Source organism: Nocardia sp. NPDC050630, from assembly GCF_044457245.1.
In the GTDB taxonomy this organism is placed as follows: domain Bacteria; phylum Actinomycetota; class Actinomycetes; order Mycobacteriales; family Mycobacteriaceae; genus Nocardia.
In genome coordinates, this window is sequence record NZ_JBITGN010000026.1 from 20,108 (window position 1) to 32,920 (window position 12,813).

At 65.6% G+C, this 12,813-nt stretch carries 14 protein-coding genes; 4 read left to right on the forward strand and 10 right to left on the reverse strand.

Translation table 11 applies throughout. The annotated features are described in order from the left end of the window. Window positions 1–575 precede the first annotated feature (575 nt). The 5 genes from ACIBG0_RS37260 to bioB form a co-directional block, all read right to left on the reverse strand. Entirely contained in the window at window positions 576–767 is a 192-nt protein-coding gene (locus ACIBG0_RS37260; protein ID WP_397039486.1) for a hypothetical protein, read from the reverse strand. A 158-nt stretch (window positions 768–925) separates the two neighbouring features. Then, window positions 926–1,459 (reverse strand): DUF1353 domain-containing protein, encoded by a 534-nt coding sequence (locus ACIBG0_RS37265; RefSeq protein ID WP_397039488.1) that lies wholly within the window; start codon window positions 1,457–1,459, stop codon window positions 926–928. A gap of 92 nt (window positions 1,460–1,551) precedes the next feature. Continuing rightward, window positions 1,552–2,274, reverse strand: a complete 723-nt coding sequence (locus tag ACIBG0_RS37270) for a DUF2567 domain-containing protein (RefSeq protein ID WP_397039490.1) — start codon at window positions 2,272–2,274, stop codon at window positions 1,552–1,554. A 2-nt stretch (window positions 2,275–2,276) separates the two neighbouring features. Next, window positions 2,277–2,492, reverse strand: a complete 216-nt coding sequence (locus tag ACIBG0_RS37275; RefSeq protein ID WP_397039596.1) for a hypothetical protein — start codon at window positions 2,490–2,492, stop codon at window positions 2,277–2,279. Window positions 2,493–2,529: 37 nt separating this feature from the next. Continuing rightward, on the reverse strand, window positions 2,530–3,543 hold the full coding sequence (gene bioB / locus ACIBG0_RS37280; RefSeq protein ID WP_397039492.1) for a biotin synthase BioB: 1,014 nt from the start codon (window positions 3,541–3,543) through the stop codon (window positions 2,530–2,532). 179 nt (window positions 3,544–3,722) lie between these two features. Between bioB and ACIBG0_RS37285 the strand changes: the two genes are divergently transcribed. Both ACIBG0_RS37285 and ACIBG0_RS37290 read left to right on the forward strand, forming a co-directional pair. After that, on the forward strand, window positions 3,723–4,307 hold the full coding sequence (locus ACIBG0_RS37285) for a TetR/AcrR family transcriptional regulator C-terminal domain-containing protein (RefSeq protein WP_397039494.1): 585 nt from the start codon (window positions 3,723–3,725) through the stop codon (window positions 4,305–4,307). Window positions 4,308–4,345: 38 nt separating this feature from the next. Further along, window positions 4,346–4,993 carry a nucleotidyltransferase domain-containing protein gene (locus ACIBG0_RS37290; protein WP_397039497.1) on the forward strand — a complete coding sequence of 216 codons (648 nt, stop codon included), beginning with the start codon at window positions 4,346–4,348 and terminating at the stop codon, window positions 4,991–4,993. Between the two features lie 108 nt (window positions 4,994–5,101). Here ACIBG0_RS37290 and ACIBG0_RS37295 read toward each other — a convergent pair whose 3' ends face one another. Beyond that, entirely contained in the window at window positions 5,102–6,523 is a 1,422-nt protein-coding gene (locus ACIBG0_RS37295) for a DHA2 family efflux MFS transporter permease subunit (protein ID WP_397039499.1), read from the reverse strand. 155 nt (window positions 6,524–6,678) lie between these two features. Between ACIBG0_RS37295 and ACIBG0_RS37300 the strand changes: the two genes are divergently transcribed. Together ACIBG0_RS37300 and ACIBG0_RS37305 are read left to right on the forward strand one after the other, a co-directional pair. Next, a complete protein-coding gene (locus tag ACIBG0_RS37300; protein WP_397039501.1) occupies window positions 6,679–7,653 on the forward strand; it encodes a sigma-70 family RNA polymerase sigma factor in 975 nt (324 codons plus the stop codon). Continuing rightward, the gene (locus ACIBG0_RS37305; protein WP_397039503.1) at window positions 7,650–8,198 is read left to right on the forward strand and encodes a maleylpyruvate isomerase family mycothiol-dependent enzyme; all 549 of its coding nucleotides are present in this window, start codon (window positions 7,650–7,652) and stop codon (window positions 8,196–8,198) included. Before ACIBG0_RS37300 ends, ACIBG0_RS37305 begins: the two co-directional genes overlap by 4 nt. A 112-nt stretch (window positions 8,199–8,310) precedes the next feature. Here the strand turns inward: ACIBG0_RS37305 and ACIBG0_RS37310 are convergent, their stop codons facing one another. The 4 genes from ACIBG0_RS37310 to ACIBG0_RS37325 form a co-directional block, all read right to left on the reverse strand. After that, on the reverse strand, window positions 8,311–9,522 hold the full coding sequence (locus ACIBG0_RS37310; RefSeq protein WP_397039506.1) for an MFS transporter: 1,212 nt from the start codon (window positions 9,520–9,522) through the stop codon (window positions 8,311–8,313). A 360-nt stretch (window positions 9,523–9,882) separates the two neighbouring features. Next, window positions 9,883–11,223, reverse strand: a complete 1,341-nt coding sequence (locus ACIBG0_RS37315) for an LLM class flavin-dependent oxidoreductase (RefSeq protein ID WP_397039508.1) — start codon at window positions 11,221–11,223, stop codon at window positions 9,883–9,885. Next, complete coding sequence (locus ACIBG0_RS37320) at window positions 11,220–11,969, reverse strand: ABC transporter ATP-binding protein (protein WP_397039509.1); 750 nt, start codon at window positions 11,967–11,969, stop codon at window positions 11,220–11,222. Before ACIBG0_RS37320 ends, ACIBG0_RS37315 begins: the two co-directional genes overlap by 4 nt. Then, the gene (locus ACIBG0_RS37325) at window positions 11,945–12,811 is read right to left on the reverse strand and encodes an ABC transporter permease (protein WP_397039512.1); all 867 of its coding nucleotides are present in this window, start codon (window positions 12,809–12,811) and stop codon (window positions 11,945–11,947) included. Before ACIBG0_RS37325 ends, ACIBG0_RS37320 begins: the two co-directional genes overlap by 25 nt. Window positions 12,812–12,813: the final 2 nt, after the last annotated feature.

Below are 12,813 nucleotides of genomic sequence, written 5' to 3' on the forward strand. Positions count from 1 at the left end.
CAGCACGGCTCCCGTAACCACAGATTTCCAGGACACTGCTCTCCCCCTCTGAATCGCTGAATCCCTCCGGTTTTCGTGGAGTCGAGACCGAAATCTGGCTCCGCGGTTCGCATTGATCGAACGACTCAGACGGTAGGGATCGATCGCATCCGGCGATACGCCATGTTGCGCAGCGTCGCCGAATATGGCTGGTCACAGTCGGATACGAGTTATCCGGACCGGAACCGGTCGTCCGTTCGCCGGTTCCGGACCGGACGGGCTACACGGCGACCATGAGTCGGTGAAGCCCTGTGGCAGAACACTTTCTGATTTCGTCACCACATTCGCCGCAGACCGGTTGCTCACCGCATGCGACCCGAGGGCAACGCAGCACTTTCGGAAGGGCCGGACAGACAAGCGCGCCAGCATTCGCACGTGTTCGCCGACGCATTCACGTAGTGCTGCGGCGTGTTCGGGCCCGACTGAGCACACCGTCGACCCAGAGAAACAACGACTCGTCCCCCGCCAACAACAAAGACCCCGCCTTCACATGCAATCGCACGCGAACACGGGGTCATCCACGAATCACGGGAACCTCAATCCCGCTCGCGCCCCTTGTGTTTCACCTTCCGCCGATACCGCCGCGCACTGGGAATCGGCTGCGCGGCACTGGACCGCCGCAACGCTTCCCGCCGCCGCCAAGCCACCAAATCCTGCCGCTCCTGCGCGCCGGATGCTTCCGGAACAAGCACTGCCTGCCCATGCCGGGTCAACATGTCCTCGCTCATCGCCACCTCCTTCCCACTCGCGGCTCAACGTGTGCGTCAACGGTATCCACCCGACCACACATGCGGCCACCGATTTTCAGACGGCTGCGAAGGCGAACCTCGATCAGGACATACGAATACGCGGGTGGGATGGGAGAAAGCGGTTCCGGACCGGGCAGTCAGGCGGTCTTCATCTGAGGTTGTGGCGGTGGTGCGGCGGTGCGCTGTCCGACGCGTGCCACGGCCCAGAACACCAACTCCAGCACCCAGAACAGCCACAGGAATACCTGCACTACGACGACCGGGATCGCCAGGAAAAGAATCGAGGGGACCGCGACGAGCAGAAAGCGTGCGATATCGCCGAGTGTGGCTCCGCGCAGTCGGCTGCCCAAACGCACTGCGGCCCACATCATCCACCGGCGCGGTACCGAGACCTTGAACTCGTGCAGGCAGCGGCGAAAAAGGCCGTCCGCGTCAGCGGTGCTCACCTCGTGCGAGCTCCGCAAATAGTCGTGCAGGATGGCGGCGCGGGTGTAGGCGCCGTAGCGGGGTATCAGCCAGACCAATGCCCGTGGCACCGAAGCGAAGTCGGTGCGGAAGCCCGCTGGGATGATGAATTCCTGTGTGGCACCGTGATAGACAAGCGGCTCGACGACCCGCCAGAATTTCGCGTCGAGTTCTTCGACCACCGGTCCGCTACCGACGAACGCCATGATCCGTTCCTCTCTGAACGCACAGCGTGTCCCACAATTCTAGGCCGTTTTGGTACGTCTGCGCCGTCGCGTGGGCAACGGTTCGGATAACGTCAGCGCGCGCGATCCGAACCGGAAGGTCCGAAGCCGCCATAAGGCACACCGTAGGGCACTGGCCCGCCGTTCGCAGCGCCACGATACGAATCGGCATTGTCGACGGCCGCGAATCCGCTTGCGGCAGTGACGTATGGCCGCGCATCGCCGAACGGGCCGCTGAAGCCGGAGCCGAGATCCTCTGTCGGACTGAGTGCCGCGAGAAACAGCACGATCAGCGAGGCGAGCAGCGGTTGAATGATCAGCGCCAGCCAACTGCCGACCTCAACCGGCAGCCGCACGATCTGGCCGACCGCGGGGTCGTAGGGCATCGGATGCTGCCACTGCATGATCTGCTCGCCGACCTTCGACATCACGTAAGCCCCTGCGCCGGAACCGATCAGCAGTCCCAATTGCAACAGCGGTCCGCGCACGCGACGCCAACGCCACACGCCGATCGCCGTCACCACGCCCAGCACCGCGCTGATGCAGACGAAGATCGCGAGCGCGTCGAACTGGTGCACACTCTCTCCGGTCAGTGCCGCGCCCTTGGCCGGCACCGCACCGGCGCGCGCCTTGACGACCAGATACTGCTCGGTGGGTGCCACGAAGGCCCACACCACACCGCCGAGCACGCTGAGCAGTATCACCCCGACCGCGATCAGTGCGGCCGCCCGCAGCTCGCGCCGCACGCCCACCGGCCGAGCCGATGCGGGCGGCGCGGTGTCGCCATATTCGGCCACCACTAGCGGTGTTCCAGATTCTTCGAATCCAGCACACCGTGGCGCGAGCACTTCGCCCACCAGCCGTCGGGGCTGACCTGCACGATCATGCGCCGTCCGCACTGCTCACAGAAGCGCGGCGGTTCCAGTCCCAGTGCAGCGGCGGCCGGGACCGGATCGTCGAGTCCCGCAACGATGCGTTTTCCGGTGAACGGGTTGTAGCGCTCGTCCATATCCATGACAGTACTCACGGCGCCAGCCTCTTTCGTGACCGATTCAGAGTGTTTCGTTGAGCGCCTTGATCGGCATCTTCAGCTCGCCGAGCAGATCCAGGTCCGCTTCGGCGGGTCGACCGAGGGTGGTCAGGTAGTTGCCCACGATGACGGCGTTGATACCGCCGAGGATGCCCTGTTTGGCGCCCAGGTCGCCGAGGGTGATCTCGCGACCGCCCGCAAAGCGCAGCATGGTGCGCGGCAACGCGAGCCGGAATGCGGCGACGGCACGCAGCGCGTCGGCGGCGGGCAGCACCTCGAGATCGCCGAATGGGGTACCCGGACGCGGGTTGAGGAAGTTCAACGGCACCTCGTCCGGTTCGAGTTCGGCCAGATTCGCCGCGAATTCGGCACGCTGCTCCAGGGTTTCACCCATGCCGAGGATGCCGCCGCAGCAGACCTCCATACCGGCTTCGCGCACCATGCGCAGGGTGTCCCAGCGCTCTTCCCAAGTGTGCGTGGTGACGACATTCGGAAAGTGCGAACGGGAGGTTTCCAGGTTGTGGTTGTAGCGGTGCACGCCCATGGCGGCGAGTTGGTCGACCTGCTCCTGGGTGAGCATGCCGAGCGAACACGCGACCTGGATGTCGACCTCGTTGCGAATGGCCTCGACACCGGCCGCGACCTGCGCCATCAGCCGCTCGTCCGGACCGCGTACGGCGGCGACGATGCAGAATTCGGTGGCGCCGGTCTTGGCGGTCTGCTTGGCGGCCTCAACCAGGCTGGGAATATCGAGCCAGGCGGCACGCACGGGCGACTGGAACAGACCCGACTGCGAGCAGAAGTGGCAGTCCTCCGGGCAGCCGCCGGTCTTGAGGCTGATAATGCCCTCGACCTCGACCTCTGGACCGCACCACTTCATGCGCACCTCGTGTGCGAGAGCGAGCAGTTGCTCCAGCCGGTCGTCGCCGAGCCGGAGCACCTCGAGGGTCTGCTCCTGGGTCAGGCCTTCGCCGCGCTCGAGCACCTGCTCGCGGGCGGTCGCCAGAATATCGGTTTGGACGGGTGCCTGGGTCACTGCACGAATCCCTTCGTCCGGCCGAGGTGGCCGTGCAACTTGAACGGTGTTCAGGCTAGGGTAGCGGTAACAGTGAGTCAAAACACGCGCGGCATGAGCGACGGGCCCGGAGGTGGCAGCGAGCGTAGCCATGGAGGGCCTGGGGAATGCCGCAATCGAATACAGCGGAAGGAAACACCGTGCAGCTGCACCGTGCGGACGTGGTCGATGGCGCCATCGCCATTCTCGACCAGTACGGTCTCGCCGACCTGACGATGCGCAGGCTCGCCGGTTCACTCCAGGTCCAGCCCGGTGCGCTGTACTGGCACTTTCCCAATAAACAGGCGTTGCTCGGCGCGGTCGCCGACCGGATTCTGGCCCCGATGGAGGATCCGATCGAGGCCGAGGACTGGTCGGGCCAGATCACCGAACTGGCGCATCGCTTGCGCAGTTGTCTGCTCGCCTATCGCGACGGCGCGGAATTGGTCTCGGCGACCTATGCCTCCCGACTCACCACGAGCAAGGGTCGGGAACGACTCGTGAGTGCGGCGATCCGCGGCGGGATGCCGCGGCCTGAAGCCGAACTCGCGGCGTACACGCTGCTGTATTACGTGCTGGGACAAACTGTGGACGAGCAGTCAAGAATGCAAATGGATTCGGCCGGCGCGCTGACCGAGGACGCCTCACCGCTGAACGAAACCCCCGACGCGACAGCACGTTTCGACTTCGGTCTGCAATTGTTCGTCGGCGGCGTCCGGCATCTGCTCGGTACCCGCGTACGCTGAATCCCGCAACGGTGCGCTCGCCTGGAAGGAACGTCCAGATGCCTGATCCGGATGTTGGAGAGTCATCCGATGGGCGCGTGGTTTCGGCCGAGGAATGCGACAAGCTGTGGGCGGCGTGGACGCCTGCCGAAGTCACGCAGCGGTTGGCGGGTGTCACGGTTCCGTGGTGCGTAACCGCGGGATGGGCACTGGATCTGTTCACCGGCGGCCGGGCTCGGGAACACAGCGACCTCGAAATCGGTGTCCCACGAGGCAGATTCAGCGAAGTCGTCGCCGCTTTTCCCGGCTTCGAATGGGACGTGATCGGTGACGATCGGATCCGGCCGTTCCCGGCGAGAGCGGCGCAGTTCCATCAGACCTGGCTACGTGAACCCGCGACCGGGCGCTATCGGCTCGACGTGTTCCGGGAACCGCACGACGGTGATCGATGGGTGTGTCGCCGTGACCCATCGATCACCCTGCCCTACGAAGATCTGATTCGTCATACCAGCGAGGGCATTCCGTACGCGACTCCGGAGGTCGCACTCCTGTTCAAGGCGAAGGCGCGCCGCGACAAGGATGAAGCCGACTTCCGTCGTGCGCTACCCATGATGGATCGGTCCCAACGGGTCCGGCTGTTCGAGTGGCTGTGTCGAGTCCACCCCGATCATCCATGGCTCGAAAGTATTACGCTCCATAGGGATTAACGCCCCTCAATCCGCGGCCGAATGCGTGCACACCCTTGGCGAGTCGCACAGTGTCGGTACCGGCTGTGCGGCTGACACAAGGGGTGTGCATCGTGGCCCCACGTTCGATCAGACGGACACCGCTGCCGCCTCGAGATCGGCAGCTGCCACACCCGCCCTGCGTCCAGGCAGTGCGAGTGCGACCACCGCGCCCAGTAGAGCAAGTGCCGCACCGACTTTTATTGCCGGGCCGAATCCGGCGGTGAATTCGTCCACCGAACCATATCCACCGGTCGCGGCGAAAACCGCTGCCGCGATGGCGATTCCGAAGACACCGCCGAGCTCACGCATCATGCTGTTGGCCCCTGCCGCCTTGCCCAGCATCGCGTGTTCGACCGCGCCGACCACCGAACTCTGCGCCGACGGCAGCACCATCGAGGTGCCGACGCCGGAGACGATGAACGGCACGACGAAGGAACCGTAGGTCATTGCCGGATCGGCGATGACGGCGATCCAGAACATGCCGCCTGCCATCAAGGCCAGCCCACTCACCATCAACGGCCGCTCCCCGACCCGATCGGCCAGCGCACCAGCGACCGGCGCGCAGAAGAAGAGTGTGAGAGTCCATGGCAGCAGCCGCAAACCGGCGCCGAGCGGGTCGTAGTGCAGCACCGCCTGCAGGAACTGTGCATAGAAGAACACCTCGCCGAACAGAGCCGCGAAGGTCAGGAAGATGGCGGTATTGCCCGCCGCGAAACCTCGATTCACGAAAAGCCGCATCGGGAACATCGGCTCGCGTGTGCGCGCCTCCCAGACCGCGAAGGCGATCAGTAGTGCGACACCGCCGAGCAACGCGATCAGCACCTCCGAACTCGACCAGCCCGCGATATTGCCACGCACCAAACCCCACACGACGCCGAATGCGCCGCCGGTGACCAGTGCCAATCCGGTGCCGTCCACCGCGGTATCGGGGCCGAAGCCTTCCGGAACCCGAGCCGCCACCAGCGGCAACGCGAGCAGCCCGATCGGCACATTCAGCCAGAAGATCCATTGCCAGGACAACCCCTGCGCGACGGCCCCGCCGACCAGCGGACCACACGCGACCGCGAGCCCGGTGATGCCCTGCAGCAGCCCCATGGCCATACCCCGCCGCTCCGGCGGAAATGCCGCACTGACCAGCGCCAAAGCCAGACTCATGAGCAATGCCGCGCCGATGCCCTGCAGCACGCGCGCGGCGATCAGGAGCGCGACAGAGGTCGATATCGCGCAGAGCGCGGAAGCGGCGACGAAGATGCCGAGCCCGACCATGAACATCCGCTTACGTCCGAAGCGGTCGCCGAGTACCGCCGCGGTCATCAGCAGGACGGCGAAGCTGAGGTTGTAGCCGTTGACGGTCCATTCGAGGGTCTGCAGCGACGCCCCGAGGTCGGTCCGGATAGTGCTCAGTGCGGTGGCGACGACCAGGGTGTCCAGTGCCGCCATCAGCGACGCGACCGCGCCGAGTACCAGCACCCAGCGCTGTGTCACCGCCGAAACGATCGGTGTGCTCACGATGGTCCTTCCTGTGGTTTCGGCGTGCCCGATGGTTCGGCCACGCACAGATACCGACCGGCCGCGGCTCGAAACTCATCGCACCGATGAGTTCTGGGCGGTACGGCGGTCGATATTCAGAGGGGCTGCCATTCGGACGCCCGGAAGGACAGCACATGACCGACAGCGATGAATTCGCCGCACGTACCACTCCGTATCGGCGCGAGCTGCTCGCCCACTGCTATCGGATGCTCGGTTCGGTCGACGATGCCGAGGACCTGGTGCAGGAGACGATGCTGCGGGCCTGGCGCGGATACGGCGACTTCGAGGGGCGCGCTTCGATGCGGACCTGGCTGTACCGGATCGCCACCAATGCCTGCCTCAATGCGCTCGAGCACCGACGCCGCGTACTGCCCACCGGATTGTCCGAGCCGACCGCGGATCCCACGCAGGCGGTTCACTTCGCGCCGGAAACCCCGTGGCTGCAACCGATGCCGGATGTACTGGTCACACCGGAGACTTCGGATCCGGCGGCCATCGTCGCGGCACGCGAGGGTATGCGGCTGGCATTGATCGCCGCCTGGCAGCATCTGCCGCCGCGTCAGCGTGCGGTACTGATATTGCGAGATGTGCTGCACTGGAAGGCCGCCGAGGTCGCCGATCTGCTCGGGACCAGCGCGGCCGCAGTGAACAGCATGCTGCAGCGCGCGCATGCCGCGCTCGCGGAGCTGGAGCCGGACACGCCGGTGGCCGAACCGAACGACCCCGAAATCCGCGCGCTGCTCGATCGCTATGCCGCCGCGTTCGAAGCCGCCGATATGGATACGCTCGTCACGCTGTTGCGGTCGGATGCGGTGTGGGAGATGCCACCGATCGAGGAGTGGTTCCGCGGCAACACCACGATCGTGGAACTGGTTCGGTCGAAGTGTCCGTATAGCGCGGGCGAGGTCCGGATGATGCCGATCGCCGCGAACGGTCAGCCCGGATTCGCGTTCTACCTGCGCGGTCAGGCGCAATCGCTGCAGATCCTCACGGTGACCCCGACCGGGGTCGCACATGTCGTCTCCTATCACGACAGCTCGATGTTCGCGGCGTTCGGACTGCCCACGTCATTGGTGGCGGCCGAGTGGCCCGAGCCGGTATTGCCATGAGCGATGATCTGCTCGAGCGGGCGGTCGCGTATCTGCTGTCGGTGCTGCCCGACCCCGGTTCCGATCTGTCGGCGCCGACACCGTGTCGGGGCTGGAATACGCGCATGCTGCTCGCGCATGTCGACGAGTCGATTGCCGCGCTGCGGGAAGGTTTGGCGGGCGGACAGGTTCGTGTCATAGCAGGCGCGCCGCTGCCGAACTGTGCGGGAACCTTGCATATTCGGAGTCGAGCGCTGGCCTTGCTCGATGACTGGGCGAATGAGCACCCTGGCTCGGTGGTCATCTTCGGGAGGCCGGTGCCCGCCCGCATTCTCGGGACCGTGGGTGCTCTCGAATTGACAGTCCACGCTTGGGATCTCGCTGCCAGCTCACCGGGTACCCCGCCGATACCTGAGGACCTGGCCCACGAACTACTCACGGTGGCACCGGAACTCGTCCCGATAGCCGATCGGTGGCCACTATTCGCACCGCCGATCGAACCGCCGACCACTGCCCCGGCCGACCGTCTCCTCGCCTACCTGGGCCGAACTCGCCGAGCGACCTGAGCTACCCCGCCCATCGGTGCAGGGCCTCGCATATCGAGCGAAATCCTCGCAGAACGTGCAACCTCTGCGAGGCATGCACTGAGTGTGTGCCATGAGCGGTGCAGGCGCTCAGTCAGTCCGGGGTGCGTCTCCGAGCAAGGACGGGGTAGGTGCCGGGGAACCAGCGGTGCACGGCGACGGCGCCTGCGAATACCGCTGCGGCGATGACGAGCGCGGAGGCACCGAGAACTGTTGCGGCGCTGATCAAGCCGACCGCGATGGGACCGGTGAACATGCCTACGTCGTGGGTCAGCCGCCAGGCACCGAGGAATTCCGCGCGTTGACCCGGCGGTGCGACGTCGGCGCCGACGGTCATGATAAGGCCGTTGCTGACACCATTGGCCAGCCCGAGCAGTACTGCGGCACCGGTGAGTTCGAGTGCCGTCGAGGTGAACGGAAGCGCCGCGAAGCCGACCCCGAACAGCAACATCGACGGCACCCCGGTGGCGCGGCTGCCGAACCGATCGAGCAGGATGCCGCCCGGATAGGACAGCAGCACGTCCATAGCTCCGGCTACGCCGAATATCAGGCTCGTGGCGGCGGCACTCACGCCGATGTGCGCGGCCCACAGCGGTAGCAGCGCGGTGCGGGTCGCGCGGGCACCGCCCATCAGCAGCGCCGCCAGCCCGAGCGTGCCCAGCACCCCGCGGTTTTCGACGACCACCGAGCGCAGAGTGTGACCAGCGGCGTCCATATCGTCACCGTCGGCCGAACCGATGGCGAGCATCGCCGCGCCCGCTACGACGGTCGTGCCGAACTGCAACCACAGGGCACCGCTCGGCCCCATCAGGTAGACCATTCCGGCCCCGACGAACGGCCCGCAGAACGATCCGAGGCGCGAGGCACCGGCCAACGCCGAGAACGCCCTACCTCGTTCGTCCGGCGCTACCACGGCCACGATGTAGGACTGTCGCGCCAAACCCCATACCGCACTGGCGGTTCCATTGAGCAGCACACCGACCGCCAGCACCCAGGTATCGGGGGCAAAGATCGCGCACAGCACCCCGACCAGACCGAGCCCCGAACCGACGGCGATCGCCCAGCGCTCCCCGATGCGCGCGACGATCCGCCCGGCAGGCAGGTCCGCCAGCACCATCCCCAGCCCGCTCAGTGCGACGACAATTCCGGCAACACTTGCCGACGCACCGAGATCGAGTGCCCGCAGCGCGTACATCGGTGCGGCCGCGCCGGATCCGATGCCGTAGAGCACCACAGGTATGAACACCGTCCACAACAGCGAGCGCAGCCCAATGGATTCCGCTGTGGCGCGGACCCGCTCGCTCACAGTGCCCGCGCCGGTGGGCACCGCGGCGGCTGAACTCCGACAGGAGCGACAAGCCGCTGCCCGAGCGGTTCACCGAGCTGATCGTGATCATCGATGCGTGGATTCCGCACATGTCTCTGCCGCTGGGCACCGAGCGGCAGCGGTTCGAGATGCGAGTGACCGACGACGAGAGTGATGTCGACATAGGTGAGCTCGAACTGCGCCAGAGGGCATAGGTCAGGTCGCTCACTCCGAAAGCTCATGCAGCACTACGATCCGCCGTCGTATTCCGGCCGACACCCCCGGCTGCGCCGTCTTGCCCGGTGCGCTCGGGCCCGACGATGCCGATCCGGTCTCGATACGGCCAGATACAGCCGCTCACTACGCGAGTGCCGGTCGCCGGGCGTACCGGCTCTGCGGTCGTGGCAGACCGAAGTGGTCACGCAATGTGGTTCCGGTGTATTCGGTGCGGAACAGCCCGCGCCGCTGCAGAATCGGGACAACCTGCTCGGCGAAGACCTCCAGCCCACCCGGGTAGTAGGGCGGCATTATGTTGAAACCGTCGGCGGCGCCGTTGCGGAACCATTCCTCGATGGTGTCGGCGACCTGCTCCGGTGTACCGGCGAAGACCCGATGGCCGCGGGCACCGGCGAGACGGTGCAGCAGTCCGCGCACAGTGGGCCGTTCCCGCTGCACGATCCCGGCGACCACCTGCCGACGGCTGCGCTCGTTATCGGTCACATCGCCCGCGTCGCTGAACAACTCGAGCGGCACCGGTTCATCCAGCGGCAGATGCCGCAGGCTCTCACCCGCGATGCCCTCCAATTGTTTCAGCCCGTACTCCGGCACGGTGAGCTCGTTGAACTCCCGCTCCAACTGTTTCGCTGCCGCTTCGGTGTCACCGATGAATGGGCTGATGCCGGGCAGGATCTTGATCTGTTCGGCGTCCCGGCCGAATTCGGCGGCCTTGGCCTTGATATCGGCATAGAACGCTTGCGCATCCTCCAGGCGCTGGTGCGCGGTGAAGATCGCCTCGGCGTACCGGCCCGCGAACGCCCGGCCGTCATTCGACGCACCGGCCTGTACCAGCACCGGATGCCCCTGCGGGGTACGCGGCGCGTTGAACGGACCACGCACACTGAGGTATTCGCCGACGAAGTCGATCGGATGGATCTTGTCCGGATCGGCGTAGATGCCCGCCTGCTGGTCCAACAGGATGGCGTCGTCCTCCCAGCTGCCCCACAGCGCGACGACCGCGTCGACGAATTCCCGCGCCCGCGCATACCGCGTCGCATGATCGGGATGTTTGTCGAGCCCGAAATTCGCTGCCGCGAGGTCGGTTCCGGTGGTGACGATATTCCAGCCCGCCCGCCCACCGGAGATGTGATCCAGCGTGGAGAACAGCCTGGCCAGGTTGTATGGCTCGTAGTAGGTGGTCGATGCGGTGGCGATCAGACCGAGATGGGTGGTGGCCGTCGCGATCGCGGTGAGCAGAGTGATCGGTTCCAGACCGGAGGCCGCATTATGTTTGACATTGGTGCGCAGCGCTGGCCCGTCGGCGAAGAACACCGCGTCGAGTTTCGCGGCTTCGGCCGTGCGACCGATCTCCTGGTAGTAGCCGACATCGTAGATCCGGTCGGGTCGGCTCTGCGGATGCCGCCAAGCCGCCTCATGATGTCCGGAGGGGTAGATGAACGCATTGAGGCTGAGTTGGCGGGTCATGAGGCTTTCTTCTCATCGTGCAGGGCCGCGACATCGACGCCGAGGCTGGCGAGCAGCAGTTCACGCAGGTGGTTGAAGTCCGGATCGATATGGCGGCGTGGACGTTCCAGGTCGATGCGCTGATCGACGGCGATGCGTCCCTCGTCGAGGACGAGCACGCGGTCGGCGAGCAGCACCGCCTCATCGACATCGTGAGTTACCAACAAAACCGCTGGTTTATGCCTGGCGCACAGATCCTGCAGCAGCACATGCATTTTGAGGCGGGTCAGCGCGTCCAACGCGCCGAAGGGCTCATCGGCCAGCAGCAACTCCGGCTCCCTGACCAGCGATCGCGCCAAGGCGACACGCTGCTGCTCACCTCCGGAAAGTTCCTTAGGCCAGGCGGATTCTCGCCCAGCGAGTCCAACCTCGGCCAAAGCCGTCCGACCGCGCTCTGCCGCATCGGCACCCTTCAAACCGAGAGTGACATTGTCCAGCACCCGATTCCACGGCAGCAGCCGCGAATCCTGGAATACCACCGCACGTTCCGTCGGCACCCGCAACTCACCCGAGCCGAGCACATCGCGATCCAGCTCGGCCAACGCGCGCAGCAAGGTGCTCTTACCCGAACCACTGCGACCGAGAAGGGCGACGAATTCACCGCGCGCGATATCGAGATCGATACCGTGCAACACAACGCGATCGCCGAAACCCCTGCGCAGCCCGCGGGTACGGACCACATTCAGTCCGCGATCGTCTGCCGCCATGACAGCGCCCTCCGTTCCGTCGCGCGCACGGCGAGATCGCCGAACAGTCCGAGTAGGCCGTAGATCACCAGGCCGACGACGATGACGTCGATCTGGCCGTAGGTGCGCGCCTGCGTCATCAGATACCCGATGCCGCTGGTGGCATTCACCTGTTCGACCACGACCAATGCGAGCCAGGAGATAGTGACCGCCAAGCGCAAGCCGGTGAAGAAACCGGGCAGCGAAGCGGGCAGCGCGATACGGCGAATGAAACCCCACCGCGAAAGCCCTACCGTCGCGGCCAATTCCACATACCGGCTGTCGACACCGCGCAGTTGCGCGTGGGTATTGATGTAGATCGGAATCGCCACACTGGTCGTGATGACGATGAGCTTCATTTCCTCACCGATGCCGAACCACACGATGAACAGCGGGATCAGCGCGAGCGTGGGGATCGAGCGTTTGATTTGAATCGGCCCGTCCAGCAGAGCCTCACCGACGCGGCTCAATCCGGCGATCAAGGCGAGCAGAACCCCGATCACCACGCCGAGGCCGAGACCCCAGGCCGCGCGTTTCAGCGAGGTGAGCAGATTCGACTGCAATCTGCCGTCGGCCAGCAGATCGCGTGCGGTCTCGGCGACCGTCCACGGCGCGGGCAGTGTCTGCTCATCCAGTGCGCCCGTGGCGGAACCGATCACCCATGCCGCGATCAGCAGCACGGGTCCGATGGCGACGCCCAGCGGAATCGGACGGCCCGGTCCGAGCCTCGGACGAGTCGACTTGCGGCGGGCCAATACCGGCTCCGCGGTGGTCCGCGAATTCTGTCCGATCCGGCCGAGTACGCCGACATCCAGGGTGGCCATGG